We start from the raw sequence: 16,292 nt of genomic DNA on the forward strand, positions 1-16,292 counted from the left end.
CCCCTCGGCGGTGCTGGGGCTTCCGCCGTGGCGGCTAGATGATCAGGCTCAGCGGCAGGATCAGGGCGATCGCGACGACCGAGATCACCGTCTCCATCACCGACCAGGACTTCAGCGTCTGGCCGACGCTCATCCCGAAGTACTCCTTCACCAGCCAGAAGCCGGCGTCGTTGACGTGGGAGAAGAACACCGAGCCGGCGCCGATCGCGAGCACCAGCAGGGCCGCGTGGGTCGAGGACATGGCCGCGGCCAGCGGGGAGACGATGCCGGCCGCGGTGATGGTGGCGACCGTCGCCGAGCCGGTGGCGAGCCGGATCAGCACGGCGATCAGCCAGCCCAGCAGCAGCGCCGAGATGTGCCACTTGGACGACCACTCGCTCACCGCGTTGCCGACGCCCACGTCGATCAGGGTCTGCTTGAAGCCGCCGCCCGCGCCGACGATGAAGACGATGCCGGCGATCGGGCCGAGCGACTTACCGACGGTGTCGGAGATCCGCGCCCGGTCGAAGCCGGCCGCCCGGCCGAGGGTCACCATGCCGAGCAGGGTCGCGGCGAGCAGCGCGATCAGTGGGGAGCCGACGAAGTCGAAGATCCGCTGCGGCAGCGCCTTCGGGTCGTCGATCACCACGTCGGCCAGCGCCTTGCCGAGCATCAGCACGACCGGCAGCAAGATGGTGGCCAGCACCGCGCCGAAGGAGGGCGTGCGGTCGTTCCTGACCGTCTCCTCGGGGGCGGTGGCCGCCGGGATCTCCAGCGGGCCGACCCAGCGCTCGGCGAGCCGCGCGAACAGCGGACCGGCGATGATCAGGGTCGGGACGGCGATCAGCAGGCCGAGCGCCAGGGTGATGCCGAGGTCGGCCTTGAGGGCGTCGACGGCGACCAGCGGGCCCGGGTGCGGGGGCACCAGGCCGTGCAGCACCGACAGGCCGGCCAGGGCCGGGATGCCGACCCGGATCAGCGGCACGTTGCCGCGGCGGGCGACCAGCAGCACGATCGGGATCAGCAGGACGACACCGACCTCGAAGAACAGCGGCAGGCCGAGCACCGCCGCGATCAGCGCCATGGCCCAGGGCAGCGCCTTGGCGCCGGTCCGGGACAGCACGGTGTCCGCGATGATGTTCGCGCCGCCGGAGTCGGCGAGCAGCTTGCCGAGCATCGCGCCGAGGCCGATCAGCAGGCCGACGCTCGCCACGGTGGAGCCGAAGCCGGTGGAGAAGCTGCTCAGCAGCTTGTCGAAGGGGGCGCCCGCGACGGCGGCCAGCAGACCGGAGCCGAGCGTGAGGGCGAGGAACGGGTGCAGCTTCAGCCTGGTGATCAGTACGACGATCGCACCGATGCTGAGCAGCACCGCGACCAGCAGCTGGGAGTCGCTACCGGTGTGCGGCAGGACCGGTGGGGCGGCCGCCAGCAGGGTGGGGGCAGTTCTCACGCGAGGTCTCCATTGACGGGCCGCAGCAGCGCCACGGCCATCTCGACGAGTTCTTCGGGGGACGGGCCCACGTCCAGGACGGCGCCGCGCTCGTCCGCCTCCAGGGGTTCCAGGGCGGCGTACTGCGAGTCGAGCAGCGACGACGGCATGAAGTGGCCGGTGCGGTGGCTGAGCCGGTCCTCGACCAGCTCGTGGCCACCGCTGAGGTGCAGGAAGAAGGCGCCCGGGCAGGCCGCGCGCAGGGTGTCGCGGTAGCGGCGCTTCAGCGCCGAGCAGGTGACCACGCCGCCACTGCCGTCCTCGGTCCGCTCACCCAGCCAGGCGCCGATGGCGCGCAGCCAGGGAGCGCGGTCCTCGTCGTCCAGGGGGATGCCGGCCGACATCTTGGCGATGTTGGCGGGCGGGTGGAAGTCGTCCGCCTCCGCGAAGGGCAGCCCGAGGCGGTCCGCCAGGAGGCGGGCCAGGGTGGTCTTGCCGACACCGGAGACGCCCATCACCACGACGGTGCGGGGGGTGTCCTGGTTCTCGACGCTGAGAGCCATGGGTGGTGCTCCTTCGTTGTCCGGCCTTCGTTGCCCGGCCGCCACTATCGCCTCAAAGATATGACGTATTCAAGTTCCGGAAACCAAATCGTCATACTTTTGAGGCGCGAGCGGGGCGCGGGGCAGAGGGGCTGCGGAGGCCGGGGCGGGCCCGGGTGCCAAAGCCCTAAGCTGACGGGATGGAGATCCAGGGGCTGCCCGGCCGACTGCTCGCCGAACTGGGGCCGGCCATCGCGTCCGGGGAGCTCCCCGAGGGCGCGGTGCTGCGCGCCGAGGAGTTGGAGGCGCGGTTCGGGGTCTCCCGGACGGTGGTCCGCGAGGCGGTGCGGATCCTGGAGGGGATGCGGCTGGTCGCCTCCCGCCGCCGGGTCGGCATCACCGTGCAGCCCAGGTCGGACTGGGACGTCTTCGATCCGCTGGTGATCCGCTGGCGGCTGGCCGGCGCCGACCGCTCCGCGCAGCTGCGCTCGCTCGGCTCGCTGCGGCTGGCCGTGGAGCCCGCCGCGGCGGCGCTCGCCGCGCGGCACGCCACCGACGACGAACGGCGCCGACTCAGCGCGCTGGCGGTCGAGTTGACCGTGACGGCGCGCGCCGCCGACCTGGCCGCCTTCCTCCAGCACGACATCGACTTCCACACCACCGTGCTGCGGGCCTCGCGCAACGAGATGTTCGCGCACCTCGGTGACACCGTCGGTGCGGTGCTGACCGGCCGGACCGAGTACCATCTGATGCCCCATCAGCCGGAGCCGTACGCGATCCGGTTGCACCGCGAGGTCGCCGAGGCGGTCTGCGCGGGGGACGCCGAGCGGGCCGAGCGGGCGATGCGGACCATCGTCGAGGGCGCGCTGGCCGAGCTGAACCAGCAACTCGGCTGAGCACGCCGGGGATCCGGCGGGCCGTTCGGTGCGATCCGGACCCTTCGGTACGAGTCGGGCCGGATCACCTGAGGTCGCATGAGATCGTACGGGATCACACGATTTGGTCGCGGTTCGGGGGATTCGCGCGCATAGTCCGGGTACGACGGGGCAGAGTGGAGCGCGAGGGCGTGTTCGCGGCGCCCGTCCCGCTCGTGGCCCGCTCGTGCTCCACCGCTCTCCGCCGCCCGTCCGCCGCCTCTCCGCGCCTGGGGGTCGTCCGATGCCAACCGCCCGCCGTCGCCGCCGCCTTCCCGACGAGGTCCGGACGGCCGTCGTCCGCGCGATGCTCTGCCTGGCGTTCACCCTGGTGGGCATCGTGGTGGCGGCGCTCTCCTCGTACGCCGACAGCTGGCTGATGACGCCGGCTCTGATGGCGATGGGGCTCGGGGTGTTCGGCACGATGTGGTGCCTGCTGGAGATCCTGATCTCCCGCCAGGTCGCCGCGCAGCGGATGCGCGGGCCCGACTCCGCCTCGCCGATGGCCGGCAGCCGCGCACCGGGGGCGTCCGGGCCGCCGCCCGCCCAGTGGTCGTACCCGCCGCAGGCCCAACCCCGGACGCCGCAGCCACCACAGCCGTCGCAGCCGCAGCGCCCGGGGGCGGCACCGCCGCCCTACCCGGGCGGGCCCGCGCCGCGTCAGGCGGGGGCGACCACCCGGTAGTGGGTGGTCAGCCGGCCGTCGTCGTCCAGCAGGTGGAAGGCGAGCACCGGCGGCTGGTCGAAGGTGATCTCCGGCCCGCCCTCGCAGGGCAGCGCGACGGTGGAGACCACGCCCGGCGCGACCAGCAGCGGCAGCCCGGCGAACACGGTGGCCGCCCCGGTGTGCGCGTGCCCGCAGAGCAGCGCCTTCACCCGGGGGTGGCGGTCCAGCACCTCGGCCAGCCGGTCCTCGCCGAACTGCCGGATCGGGTCCACGTACGGCAGGTGCAGGGTGACCGGCGGGTGGTGGAAGGCCACCAGCGCCGGGCGGTCCGCCGGGCCCTCGGCCAGCGTGCGGTCCAGCCAGCCGAGGGTCTCCTCGTCGAGCAGGCCGTCGTCCCGGCCGGGGATCGAGGAGTCGAGCAGCAGCACGTCGGCGCCGGGCAGCGCGTGGTGCCGGTTCACCGGGCCGCCGGACGCCGCCTCGCCGAGCAGCACCTCGCGGTAGGGCTCGCGGACGTCGTGGTTGCCGGGGCAGAGCAGCACCGGGTGCCGGGAGGTCAGCACCTTGGCGACCTCCCGGTACTCGTCCGGCCGCCCGTGGTCGGCGAGGTCGCCGGTGACCAGCACGGCGTCCAGCGGGCCGGGCAGCGCGTCCACGTACGCCATCACCTGCTCGGTCCGCCGGCGGGCCCGCTCCCCCGCGTCGCCGTGGTGGTCCTGGCCGAGGTGGATGTCACTGAAGTGAACGATCGTCAACATGGCACCCACCGTAGGCCGATCACGACGGGGCGGGAACCTCCGCCGGGCGCTTGAACATCCGGGTGGCGGTGATCTCGCCGTGGACGGCCGGGCCGTCCGGGTCCTGCGGGGCGGGCAGGCCCGGCCGCAGGTGCTCCTCCACCGAGATGTACTTGAGGCCGGCCCGCAGGTCGGCGTCGTTGCGCAGCCGGATCACCAGCGGGAACTCGGCGAGCGCCGTGGTGTCGAACAGGCCGGTGGTGTAGATCAGCTGGACGCCGAGGGCGTCGGCCACCGCGCGCTGGAGCTCCAGCAGGTAGGTCGCGTTGGCCCGGCCGATCGGATTGTCGAGGAACAGCGTGCCGGCGTGCCGCAGCTGGGACTGGCCCCGGTCGTTGGCGCGCAGCGCGGCCATCGTGCAGTAGAGCGCGATGGCGGCGGTGAGCAGCTGGCCGCCGGAGAACACGTCGGACATCTGGCCGACGCCGACCCGCTCGGCGCGCAGTACCGCGTCCGGCTTGAGGATCTCGACGGAGACGCCCTTCGGGCCGATCGCGGCGGCGACCCCGCGCAGCAGCAGGGACATGCCGTCCCGGCGCAGGTCGCTGTTCTTGCGGACGGCGGCGCGGGTGGCCTCGTCGATGACCTCGCCGAGGCGCTCGACCAGGGTCGCGTGGTCCGGGTCCTCGAAGCGGATCCGGAGGAACTCCTGGCCGGACCACTCCCCCAGCCCCTCGGGGAGCCGGGAGAGCCGCTGGGCGGCGCGCAGGGTGGTCAGCGAGGACTCGACGAGGCCGCGCAGCCGATCGACGATCGAGCCGCGGTTGCGCTCCAGCTGGGCGAGTTCGTCGGTCAGCACGCGCAGCCGGGGGGCGAAGGCGACCGCCCAGTTGGCGGCGTGGTCGGGCAGCGCGGAGGCTGGCAGCTCGCGGATCTGCTGGCGGGCCGGGGTGCGGACGGCCTCGTAGCGGGCCGCGTTGGCGTGCCGGACCAGCGCGTCCGAGGCGTCCCGGACGGCGAGTTCGGCGGAGGACAGCTCGCCGGCGGCGGTGCGCAGGGCGCGGCGGGCCTCGGCGGCGGCGGTGCGTGCGTCGGCGAGCGCGCCGAGGTACGGCTCGGCGGTCCGGCCGTCCTCCTCCTGCTGCTCGCGCAGGCCGTCGCGGAGCTGGCCGGCGTGCTCGTCGAAGTCGGCGGCGGCGGACTGGGCGGTGTCGAAGGTGCGCTGGAGGTCGGCGTGCGCGGTGCGGGCGGCGTCGACGGCCTCGCGGCGCTCGGCGAGCAGGCTGGTCGCGGTGCGCAGCAGGACCTGGGCGTGCTCGGGGTCGGTGGGGACGAGCTCCTCGGGCAGCTCGGTGTGCGCCTCGCCGTCGGCGGGGGCGGAGCGTTCGGCCTCGCCGCGCAGCCGGCCGAGCTGCTCGCTGGCGGCGGCGGCGCGGGTCTCGATGGTGGCGACGAGCTCCTCGGCGCGGGCGGCGGCGGCCTGGCGGGCCGGGCCGTCGGCGCCGTCGGGGCTGCCCAGCAGCTCCTCGGCGCGGGTGCGGACCTTGTTGGTCAGGCGGTCGAGCTCGGTCGCGGCGGCGGCCTCGTCGCCCTCGGCGCGGGCCTGCTCGGCGCGCAGGTCGGCGCCGACGCCGACCTTCTCGTAGAGCTGGGAGGCGGCGCGGTAGGCCTCGCGCAGCGCGGGCAGCGCGGCGGGGGCGGTGTCGACGGGCTCGTCGGACTGCTCGGCGGCGGCGATCTCGGCCCGCTCGGCGCGCAGGGTGCGGGCGGTGCGGCGGGCGTCGTCGGCGGCGCGCTGGGCGGCGCGGCGGTCCTCGTCGCAGGTGCGGGCGCGCTCGGCGCAGAGCGTCCGGCGGCGGTCGCACTCGGCGGCGTCCTCGGCGAGTTCGCGCTGGCGGCGGCTCCAGTTGGCGCGCTCGCGCAGCCGGAAGGCGAGGCCGGAGAGGGCGTCGGCGCGGCGGCGGGCGCGCTGGGCGGTCTCCCGGTGCTCCTCGTGGGCCGCGGCCGCGGCGGCGTGGTCGGTCTCGGCCTCGTCGTGGTCGGCGCGCAGGGTGGCGAGAGCGGCGGCGGCCTGCTCGGCGTGCTCGCGGGCGGCCTCGGCGGCGGCGGCCCGTTCGGCGAGGGTGCCGGGCGGGCAGCTGGCGTGCCAGGAGGCGAGCCGGGCGGCCAGCGCGCGGTCGCCGCCGAGGCGGGCGGCCAGTTCGCGGATGTGCTCCTCGCGGGCGGTGGCGCGGGCGCGCAGTTCGCGGCGCTCGTCGTCGGCGGCGGACTCGTCGTGCATGGCCGGGTTCGGCGGGACGAGAAAAAACGCGGGTTCGTCGGTGATCGGGGCGATCAGCGAGGCGGCGGCGCCGACGGCGACGGTGGAGCGGGGCAGCAGGGCGGCGGTGCCGAGGGCCTCGCGGGCCCGGTCGAGGGAGTTCGGGTCGGTGACCACCACGCCGTCGACGAGTTCGGGGCGGGCGGCGAGGATCGCCTCGTGGTCGGCGGGGTCGACGGACTGGGCGAGGTAGCGCCAGCCGGGCAGGGCGGGGATGCCGTGCTCGGCGAGGTACTCGACGGTGGCGAGGACGTCCGGGCCGGGCGGCAGCAGGCCGCCGTCGCCGAGCGCGGCGAGGATCCGGGAGTCGTCGGCGGCGGCGGTGCGCAGGTCGAACAGGGTGCGCTCGGCGGTGGCGATGGACTCGTCGAGCAGTTCGCGCAGGTACTCGGCGTTGCGGTCGAGGACGGTGGGGGTGAGGAAGCCGGCGTCCTCGTCGGCGCCTGACCCGTCTTCACTCCAATCAGTAGGTGCGGCGGTGAGGGAGAGCAGGTCGGCGAGCCGGGGCTCGGTGGCGAGCAGGGCGGCGGTGCGCTGCTCGGTGGCGAGCGCCTGGGCGGCGGCCTTGCGGAGATCGGCGGCGCGGCCGGCGGCGAGTTCGGCGCGGGCCGTGGCGGCGGCGGCCTCGCGCAACCGGGCGGCGGCGGCGTCGGCGGCGGTGCGGGCGTGGGCGCGGGCGGCGCCGGCGGCCTGCTCGACGTCGGCGGCGTGCAGGGCGGCGCGGGCCGGGTCGGCGTCGCCGTCGGCGTCGAGGTGGCCGGCGTCCACGTCGGCGGCGGTCTCCTGCTCGACCTCGGTGAGGCGCTGGCGCAGGTGCTCGGCCTCGCTGCGGGCCTTCTGGGCGGCGGTGGCGGCCTCGGTGGCGTCGCTCTGGGCCTTGGCACCGTCGGTCTGGAGCTCGGCGGCGCGCTGCTCCTCGGTGTCGGCGCGGTCCTCGGCGGCCCCGGCGGCGGCCTCCAGGGCGCGGGCCAGGGCGGTGGCGGCGCGGGCGCGGGCGGCGAGCGCGGGGGCGGCGTCCAGTTCGGCCTCGCGGATCGCGGCGGCGACCCTGGTCACCCGGTCGGCGGCGGCGCGGTGGCGCAGCACGGCCTCGGCGGCCTGCCAGGCGGCGTGCAGGGTGCGGGCCTCGATGAGTTCGCGGCGCAGCCCGGCGGCCTCGGTGGTGGCGGCGGCGAGGGCCAGGGTGGCGTGCCGGTGGGTGAGTTCGGCGGCGATCAGGGTGTGCCGGGTGCGGTCGGTCTCGGCGGCGGTGACGGCGCTCGCGGCGGCGGCGACCTCGATCGCGAGGTCCTCGGCGCGGTCGCGTTCGGCGGCGGCGCGCGAGGCGAGGGCGTGGGCGAGCCGGCGGGTGCGGCGTTCGGCGGTGCGGTGGGCCTCGCGGACGGTCTCGCGGGCGGCGGTGGCCTCGGAGATGCGCTCCAGGAGGTCCAGCGAGCCGGCGGTGAAGTCGCGTTCGGCGGTGAGTTCGGAGCGCAGGCCGAGCTTGGCGGCGAAGCCGTGGACGAGGTCGGCGAGGCCGTCGGTGTCCCGGGTGTCGGTGACGGCGCGCAGCAGCAGGTCGGTGAAGTCCTTGTCCTGCTTGACCGCGAAGAGGCCGGCCGCCTCGCCCTCGTCGGCGTTCATCTCGCGCTGGTAGCGGAAGAGCTCGGGGTCGAGGCCGAGCTCGCCGAGGTGTTCGGTCCAGCGGTCGTGGCCGTCCTCGAAGACCAGGTCGAGGTAGGGGTGGGCCTTGCCGGCCTCGGTGAGGGCGTCCCGGAAGCCCTTCATGGTGCGGCGGCGGCCGCGGGTCTTCCGGTCGCCGGACAGGCTGACCCGCTCGGCGACCGGGAGGGAGTCGAGGGTGAGGCCGGGGCCGGGGCGGAAGGAGTACCAGGTCTCGGCGAACTTCCGCGGGTCGGAGGAGACCTGGCGGCCTCGCCACTCGCTGACCTTGCCGACCACGATCAGCTCGCCGGTGACGGTGTGCTGCCACTCCAGGGCGACGTGCCCGCAGTCGTCGGCGAGCAGGAACTTGCGGAGCACGCCGGAGCTGGCGCCGCCGAGGGTGTTGCGGTGGCCGGGGAGCATCACCGAGAAGATCAGCTTGAGCAGGACGGACTTGCCGCCGCCGTTCTCCAGGAAGAGCACGCCGGCCGGGGCCGGGCGGCGGACCGGGCCGTCGGTGTCCTCGCCGAACAGGCCGATCTGCTGGGGCGCCGGGTCGGCGACGGGCTCGCCGACGCCGCGCAGGTCGAGCACCGTGTCGGCGTAGCGGGCGCCGGCCGGTCCGATCGAGTAGAGGCGGACCCGGTTGAGCTCGTACATGTGCGGCGGTTCTCCAGGAGGCGGGTGGGTGGGTCGGAGGCGCTGGTCCGGCGGGGGCCGGTGGGGCCGGTCGGGGGCCGGCGGGGGTCAGAGGGAGTGGAACGGCAGTCCCGCGTCGGCGACCAGGTCGTCCCCGGTGTCGGGGGGCAGCAGGGAGGCGCTGCCGTCGGACACCGGCACGATGCCGAGGTCCAGCAGTTCGGCCATGGCGGCGCTGCCGGCCAGGTCGCGGACCTGGAGCTGGTAGCGGGCGGTGGTGCGGTAGGTGCCGCCGGAGTCGTCGGAGACCTTCTGCAGGAAGCCGGAGTCGACCAGGAACAGCACGGCCTTGGCGACGATGCCGATGGTGGAGCCGGAGAGCCGGCGGGCGTCCTTGGTCGCGCCGGTGGCGGTGCGCCGGGCCCAGACCCGCCAGGCGGCCTCCAGTCCTGGGGCGCCGCTCTGCGGGTCGGTGTTGTCGCCGTCGGCGGCGGCCTGCTCCTCCAGGCGGCGGCAGGCCTGGCGGACGAAGGCGTCGACGCCGTTGACGGTGATCCGGCCGAGGTAGCCGTCGTCGGCGAGGTCGTCGGGGCGGGGGAAGGCCATCGCGGCGACGGCCAGGTGGGCCAGGCCGTGCAGGAAGCGGTCGGTGGACTCGGAGGCGGCGCGGCGCGAGTAGTCGCCCATCCGGACGGCGAAGACGGAGTCCTCGGCGGCGGCGACGGCCATGCCGGCGCGCGGGGAGACCTCCAGGACGACCAGGCCCATGCCGGTGGCGACGGCGTCGGCGAGGCGGGCGAACGGCGGGTCCTCGCGGTGGCGGCGGACCAGTTCGGCGTACTCGGCGTCGCGGGCGGGGAGCAGCTTGGCCTGGAGGCCGAAGGAGACCAGGCGGGCGGCGTCGGCGACGTCGGCCGGGGTGATCGGCGCGGGGGCGGCCGGTTCGGTCTCGGGCGCCCAGGACGTGTCGTGGTGGGTCGTCACGGGCGGTGCTCCTCGGGGGCGTTGCGGTGGTTCACGGGTGGGGTGGTGTGCGGGTCGGTGGTGGCGGACGGGCCCGGGCGTCAGCCGGCGTCCTTGCGGTCGGCGGCCATGCCGGCCGCGTCGAGCAGGGCGCTGCCGACGACGAGGTCGGCGCCGCCGAACTCCGGGTCGTCCAGCGGGGTGCCGTCGTCGACGGCGAACAGCAGCCGCTCCTCGCCCTGCCGGTAGGCGGTGCCGACCGGCGGGCTGGCCGCGTGCACGGCCAGCAGGGCGACCAGGTACGGGAGCTCCGGGTCCTGTCCGCGGGCCTCGGCGAGCAGGCCGGAGAGCCGGCGGGGGGCGTCGGCGGGCAGGTCGAGCAGGTCGAGCGCGGCCTCCAGCTGGGCCTCGGAGAACCGGCTGTCGTCCGGGGTGGCGACGAGGTCCGGGTCGGGCAGCTCGGCGCCGAGGTGCTCGCGCTCGACGGGCGGGGTGAGCAGCAGGTCGACCAGGTCGGCGACGCGCACCGAGACGGGGGTGCGCAGACCGGTGCCGCGGGCGAAGAACGCGCCGGTGGGGCGGACGGCCTGCGCTATCGGCAGCCGGAGCACCGGGGCGAGCAGCTGACCGTAGAGGTCGATGCCGCTGCGGGCGCCGGGGGTGGCGAAGGCCTGCCGGTCCTGCTCGGCGCGGAACAGCGGGCCGGCCTCCAGCAGCCGGGTCTGGAGCTGGGTGTGGCGGCGGATGCAGTCCTTGACGATGTCGACCAGCTCGGCGGCGCGGCGCTTGTGCTCCGGGTCCTCGGCCTCGTCGCGGGCCTTGCGGATGTTGGTGAGAATCGCGTTCTCGTGCCGGTAGCGGTCGGCGATGTGGTCGAGCGCCTCGTCGATGAGGTCCGGGATCGCCTGCATCCAGTCGACGGCGCGGACGTTGCGGCGGGTGGCCTCCAGGGCGCGGCGCAGCGTCTCGGCGTACTGGACGGTGCGGTAGCGGGCCTGCTCGGCGGCGAGCTGGGCGTCGGCCAGCCGGCCGCGCCGGATCAGCACCTCCAGCTTGACCTCGGCGGCGATCTGGGCCGAGGTGACGTCGGTGTCCAGCGCGCCGACCAGGACGTTGACCGCCTCGTCGGTGGTGCGCAGGTAGACGCCGCCGTCGGGGCCCGGGACCTCCTCGATCAGCTTGAAGTCGTAGTCGCGGCGGACGTACCCGCCCTCGGCGTCGAAGGTGCCGTAGACGGCGCGGAAGCCGCGGTCCACGCTGCCGACGTTGATCAGCGACTCCAGCACCCAGCGGCCGACCCGCTGGTGCTCGGCGGCGGGGCGACCGGGCGCCTGGGCGGCGACCCGGGGCAGCAGCCGGGCCAGCACTATCTCCCGGTCGGCGCCGGTGTCGAAGTCCATGTTGAGGGTGACGAGGTCGATCGCGGCGAGCCCGACCTCGGCCATCGCGTAGCCGCCGTACTCGCCGGCCAGCATGACCTTGCGGCTGTCCAGGTCGTGCAGGGGCGCGGTGCAGGCCAGCGCCTTGAGCCGCCGGGCCAGGCCCTCGTCGGCGGCGGGGCCCGGCGCGGGCCGCGCGGCGGCGACGGCGGGCCCGGCGGGCGGCCGGGGGCCGTGCTCGGTGGGCTGGTCGGCGATGACGGTCACGGTGGACAAGACTAGAGGCAGGCGCCGACATCGACCGAAACGGACCTTTTGGACAGGTGCGGGGAACGGGCGGGCGAACGGCGCTGGACGGGCGGCGGAGGGGCGGCGAGGGGGCCGGGAACGGTCCTGCTCCGCCCCGCCGCAGAGCGAGGGGGCGGAGCAGGAGCCTCACGGACAGGGCCGTGTCAGCCGACGTTCAGGGCGGTGTCGTCGATGACGAACGAGGTCTGCTTCTGGGAGCCCTCGGTGCCGGTGAAGGTCAGGGTGACCGACTTGCCGGCGTAGGCCGACAGGTCGACGGTCTGCTGGGTGTAGCCGGTGTTGTGGTCGAGGTTGGAGTAGCCGGCCAGGGTGGTGCCGTTGGCGGTGAGCACCAGCTTGTCGTAGGCGGTCGTGGTGGTGGTCTCCGCGGTGTCGACGTGCAGCCAGTAGGTCAGCTTGTAGCTGGCGCAGCCGGCCGGCAGGGTGACGGTCTGGGATAGGGTGTCGGTGGTGGCCGAGCCGTAGCCGTCCAGCCAGGCGTTCCAGCTGCCGGCGTGCGCGCTCTCGCTGCCGGAGTTGCTGATCACGCCGTCGGAGGCGGTCCAGGGCGCGGCGGTGCCGGTCTCGAAGCCGGGGTTGCCGAGCAGCTGGGCCGCCGTGCAGGCGGAGCCGGTGCCGCCAGTGCCGCCAGTGCCGCCGGTGCTGCCCGTACCGCCGCTGCCGCCGCCGGCCAGCCACTGGGTCGCGTTCAGCGCCAGCGCCGCGTCGGTGCCCGCCGGGTCCTCCCAGCCGTTGAAGAGCGTGTTGCCCGGCGCGCCGGTGCCGTCGTCGATTGTCGAGCTGTCGCCCCAGATCGCCACCCGGCCCTTGCCGAAGCTGCTGGTCACGAAGAACGCGCCGGTGTTGCCGCTGGAGCCGGTCCGGTAGACGAGCCCCTTGACCGACGGGTTGTCGGCGGGGTGGAGGGTGAACGTGGTGCCGTTGCGCAGGATCGAGCCGGTCACCGTCCCGAACGGGCCGTTGAGCACCGGGTCGGTGCTGTCGCTGATCGCCCGCGGGTTGTCGGTCTGGATGTTCAGCTGGTCGACCGAGAACCCGAACGGGTCGTTGCTGTTCACCGAGTTGTTGGTCAGCAGGTCGCTGATGATGGCCGGCGAGTCCCAGCCGTCGTTGTTGCGGTCGCTCTTGGTGTGGTCGGAGATCAGGAAGAGGCCGCCGCCGTTCTGCACGAACAGCATCAGCGCGGTCTTCTCGGCGTCGGTGAGCCGGATGTTCGGCTCCGGCAGCACGAACTCGTCGAAGTTCGCGAGGTCCAGCGCCCCACCCGTGCCGTAGGTGATGGCGTTCCCGGCCGGCAGCGTCTTCAGGCTGTAATCGCCGGTCTTCTGCAGTGCGACGCCCCAGGCCGAGATCGCCCCGGTCCAGTCCGCCTCCGTCTGCGGGTCGGCGTTCTCCGCCAGCGGGTCGGGCTGGCTGGTGCTGATCACCCAGTCCGCGTTTCCGGCCGTCTCGGCGTGGCTCGCGTCGAACAGCACCCGGTGCTTCGCCGTGCCGGCGGACGTGCCGGCGGACGTGACGGCGGCCGGGGCGGCGGTGCTGCCGGTGGCCGCGGCCGCGGGCAGCACACCGCTGCCGGTCACCGCGGCCAGCACGACGGCCGCCGCCACGGCAACCGGACGGGCACCGCTGTGGATCCTGAACATGCGTCAAACTCCTTGTGTGGTGAGGAGAAAAAGACAGGCATGACCTGCGCGCTCAGCTCGGCGCGCAGATTTTCGCTTTCGAGTCCCCTACGGGGAACGGAAGTTAGGTGGGAGGTCGGCTCGCCGGATACGACGGGTCGCAACCTCCCGGCACCACCCCGGGTCGCGGCCTGGTGGCTACGAACCGAGGTGGCACCGGGATGTGACGATCCATCAGGCCTTGCTGCCGTCCATCCGGTACTTCTGGGCGAACCGCGGGATCAGCCGGGTGGTGTCGCCGGTCGGGTGCAGCAGGTCGGGCGCCTGGGTGTGGATCGGCACCACGATCTTCGGCGCCACCCGGTGCACCAGCGCGTGCAAGTCGTCGGCGGTGGCGTGGCCGAAGGAGCCGATCCGGCGCAGCGGCACGCCCAGCCCGTCCAGCCACTCGGTGAACAGCTGCCAGCGCGACTCGAACGGGCCGAGCGGCTCGCCGTTGGCGTGCAGCCAGACCGTGCCGGGTCCGATCGGCAGGTCGGCCAGCTCGGCGATGTCGCTCAGGGTGCCCATGTCCGGCTGGTAGACGAAGGCGCCGGGCTCGGCGCGCAGCGCCGCCAGGCCGAGTTCGCTCCAGGACAGCACGCCCTCGATGCCGGTGGCGCGCAGGAAGGCCGCGACCCGGTCGCCCCAGACGATGCGGCGTCCGGCCGCGCCGGCGATCTCCAGGAACTCCGCGACCCGCTCCAGGTCCCGGGGGTAAAGGCCGAGCAGCAGCAGGTCCTGGCCCGCCGCGGTGAGCGCGGCGGCGAAGTCGCCGGCCACGTCGTCCTCGTTGCGCGCCGGCCCGGCCGGCAGGCCCAGGCCCAGCGCGGTGCCCTCGGTGATCAGCAGGTCGCAGCCGGCGGCGCGGTCGGCGAAGTGCCAGGAGCGCTCGGCGGCCCGGCCGTGGAACCGGATGTCGCCGGTGAAGGCGAGCACGCCGTCGCTGGTGGTGACCAGGTAGCCGCTGGCGCCCGGGGTGTCGTGGTCGACGTCGATCCGCTCGACCGTCATCGGGCCCACCGTCACCGGGGTCTCCGCCGCCACCGGGTGCCAGACCGGGTCGCCGCCGGGCAGGCCGTCGCCGGCCTCGGTGAGCGCGGTCAGCAGCGCGATGGTCTCGGGCGAGGCGTGCACCGGGACCTCGGGGCGGACGAAGCCGGCCAGGCCGCAGTGGTCGATGTGCCCGTGGGTCAGGAACAGCGCGGTCGGCATCACCTCGGCGGCCAGCGGGTCGCCGTCGTCCAGCAGGGCCGGGTCGTAGACCCCGCCGATCCGCGGCGCGGCGCCCATCCGCAGGCGCTGCGCGAGGTGGCGCTCGGGCCGCACCGCGACCGGGGCGCGGAACAGGTCGGCTCCGGCGGGCACGTCCATGCCGAAGTCGAGCATGACCCGGTGGCCGCCGTCGGTGACGATGATCTTGCTGGAGCCGATGACGCCTACGCCGCCCCAGAATTCAACAGTGCTCAAAAGAAACGTCTCTTCCTATATGGATGGTGCGTTGCGGGAGGTGGCCCGGTGCGCCCAAGCGGTCAGGGCGGGCAGCAGGTCCTCGGCGCGGTCTCCGGTCGCGGTGGCGGGGCCGTCGGCGCGACGGAATCGGTCGATGTAAGCGGTGGCGGCGCCGAGCGCCGCGGCCGGTTCGATGTCGTTGCGGTAGTGGTCGCCGATCGAGAGGAGCAGCTCGGCCGGGCGGTCGGCCAGGTTCGCCCCGATCCAGCGGCGCAGGCCGGCCGGCTTGGCGGCACCGGGGACCACCTCGTCGAAGGCGTCGGCCAGGCCCATCCGGGCCAGCAGCGGGGCCAGGCCCTCGGCAGGGCTGTTGGTGGCGAGCACGATCCGCACCTCGCCGCGCAGTTGCGCGTACAGCGCGATCAGCGGCTCGACCAGCTCCAGCGAGCAGGCCTCGTCGAGCATGTGGACCCGGCTGGCCAGGAAGGCCCGCTGCACGGTGTCGGGGTCGATCCGGTGGCCGTCGGCGAGCGCCTGGACGACGCCCCAGCCGTCCTCGGCGGCGCGCAGCAGCGCGGCCTCGGCCTGGTCCGCGCCGCCCTCGGCGGCGGCGACGCCCTCGGCCAGGTAGCGCTCGAAGACGTCCAGGAACCGCACCGCCTCGGCGCCGTCCAGGGCACCGGCCACCTGACGCGCGTAGAACCGGATCGGCTCGTCGCTGCGGTACACCGTGCCGTCGAAGTCGGAGACGATGATCGGTCGTTGAAGCTCAGCCACGGACGCCTCCGGCGGCGGACAGGGCGCCGCGGATGAACTGCCGCTGCAGCACCAGGAAGAACACCATCACGGGCAGTGTGGTGAAGGTGACCGCCGCGGCGAGACCGGGGAAGTCGGTGCCCTCGGCGGAGGAGAAGATCGACAGGCCGACCTCGACCGGCTGCACCGTGTTCGAGGAGTCCATGGTGCTGCTGGTCATGATGACCGGCCACAGGAAGGAGTTCCACGAGCCGAGGAAGACGTTGACGGCGATGATCAGCAGCGCCGGGCGGACCATCGGCATGCCGATCGAGCGCAGCACCCGCAGCCGGGAGGCGCCGTCCAGCGAGGCCGCGTCCAGGATCTCCTGCGGGATCGCCAGGAAGAACTGCCGGACCAGGAAGATCCCGAAGACGCTGGCGCCCCAGGGGATGATCTGGATCCAGTAGGTGTTCAGCAGGTGCAGGTCGTTGGCCAGCACGTAGTCCGGGATGATCAGCACCGTCCCGGGCATCATCAGCACCGAGAGCACCACCAGGGTCAGTGCCTTGCGCCCCGGGAAGCGCAGCACGCCGAAGGCGAAGCCCGCGAGCAGCGAGGTGACCAGGCAGAGCAGCACCGTGCCGGAGGCGATCAGCACCGTGTTGGCGAACAGCCGCACCCACGGCGCCGCGTCCCAGGCGCGCGACCAGTTGGACCACTGCCAGTGCGGCCACAGCGCCGGCGGGAAGTTGCTGAACTCGCCGGGCTTCCCGAGGGAGATCACGACGGTCCAGTAGAACGGGAAGACGAACGCGGCACCGATCAACAGGGCCAGCGCGCGCCGGGCGTAGTGCCCGGCGCGGCCGGCTCCACCGAAGGCCGGCCTCCTTCCCTGACGGGAGGCGGTCTTCATCGGATC

12 protein-coding genes are annotated in these 16,292 nt (G+C 74.4%); 2 read left to right on the forward strand and 10 right to left on the reverse strand.

Annotated features, from left to right (window positions below; genetic code table 11):
• Nucleotides 1-34: 34 nt before the first annotated feature.
• Entirely contained in the window at nt 35-1,429 is a 1,395-nt protein-coding gene (locus ACFP3U_RS22375) for a GntT/GntP/DsdX family permease (protein ID WP_380227390.1), read from the reverse strand.
• A complete protein-coding gene (locus ACFP3U_RS22380; RefSeq protein WP_380227391.1) occupies nt 1,426-1,971 on the reverse strand; it encodes a gluconokinase in 546 nt (181 codons plus the stop codon). The genes ACFP3U_RS22375 and ACFP3U_RS22380 overlap by 4 nt, the downstream gene beginning before the upstream one ends.
• Nucleotides 1,972-2,150: 179 nt before the next feature.
• On the opposite strand from ACFP3U_RS22380, the gene ACFP3U_RS22385 reads away from it, so the two are divergent.
• Both ACFP3U_RS22385 and ACFP3U_RS22390 read left to right on the forward strand, forming a co-directional pair.
• Nucleotides 2,151-2,846 carry a FadR/GntR family transcriptional regulator gene (locus ACFP3U_RS22385; protein ID WP_380227392.1) on the forward strand — a complete coding sequence of 232 codons (696 nt, stop codon included), beginning with the start codon at nt 2,151-2,153 and terminating at the stop codon, nt 2,844-2,846.
• A 262-nt stretch (nt 2,847-3,108) separates the two neighbouring features.
• A complete protein-coding gene (locus tag ACFP3U_RS22390) occupies nt 3,109-3,549 on the forward strand; it encodes a hypothetical protein (protein ID WP_380227393.1) in 441 nt (146 codons plus the stop codon).
• Here the strand turns inward: ACFP3U_RS22390 and ACFP3U_RS22395 are convergent.
• From ACFP3U_RS22395 to ACFP3U_RS22430, 8 genes are all read right to left on the reverse strand, one after another.
• The gene (locus tag ACFP3U_RS22395) at nt 3,525-4,289 is read right to left on the reverse strand and encodes a metallophosphoesterase (RefSeq protein ID WP_380227394.1); all 765 of its coding nucleotides are present in this window, start codon (nt 4,287-4,289) and stop codon (nt 3,525-3,527) included. The two genes, ACFP3U_RS22390 and ACFP3U_RS22395, sit on opposite strands and share 25 nt — an antisense overlap.
• Nucleotides 4,290-4,308: 19 nt before the next feature.
• Nucleotides 4,309-8,892 (reverse strand): hypothetical protein, encoded by a 4,584-nt coding sequence (locus ACFP3U_RS22400; protein ID WP_380227395.1) that lies wholly within the window; start codon nt 8,890-8,892, stop codon nt 4,309-4,311.
• An 87-nt stretch (nt 8,893-8,979) separates the two neighbouring features.
• On the reverse strand, nt 8,980-9,855 hold the full coding sequence (locus ACFP3U_RS22405; RefSeq protein ID WP_380227397.1) for a hypothetical protein: 876 nt from the start codon (nt 9,853-9,855) through the stop codon (nt 8,980-8,982).
• Between the two features lie 80 nt (nt 9,856-9,935).
• Nucleotides 9,936-11,471: a hypothetical protein gene (locus ACFP3U_RS22410; RefSeq protein WP_380227467.1), complete on the reverse strand. Its 1,536-nt coding sequence runs from the start codon at nt 11,469-11,471 to the stop codon at nt 9,936-9,938.
• Nucleotides 11,472-11,665: 194 nt separating this feature from the next.
• Nucleotides 11,666-13,165, reverse strand: a complete 1,500-nt coding sequence (locus ACFP3U_RS22415; protein ID WP_380227398.1) for a hydrolase — start codon at nt 13,163-13,165, stop codon at nt 11,666-11,668.
• A gap of 213 nt (nt 13,166-13,378) precedes the next feature.
• Nucleotides 13,379-14,653, reverse strand: a complete 1,275-nt coding sequence (locus ACFP3U_RS22420) for an MBL fold metallo-hydrolase (protein WP_380227399.1) — start codon at nt 14,651-14,653, stop codon at nt 13,379-13,381.
• Between the two features lie 15 nt (nt 14,654-14,668).
• A complete protein-coding gene (locus tag ACFP3U_RS22425) occupies nt 14,669-15,412 on the reverse strand; it encodes an HAD family hydrolase (RefSeq protein ID WP_380227400.1) in 744 nt (247 codons plus the stop codon).
• A complete protein-coding gene (locus ACFP3U_RS22430) occupies nt 15,405-16,286 on the reverse strand; it encodes a carbohydrate ABC transporter permease (protein WP_380227401.1) in 882 nt (293 codons plus the stop codon). The genes ACFP3U_RS22425 and ACFP3U_RS22430 overlap by 8 nt, the downstream gene beginning before the upstream one ends.
• Nucleotides 16,287-16,292: the final 6 nt, after the last annotated feature.

This window comes from Kitasatospora misakiensis (assembly GCF_042656005.1).
In the GTDB taxonomy this organism is placed as follows: domain Bacteria; phylum Actinomycetota; class Actinomycetes; order Streptomycetales; family Streptomycetaceae; genus Kitasatospora; species Kitasatospora misakiensis.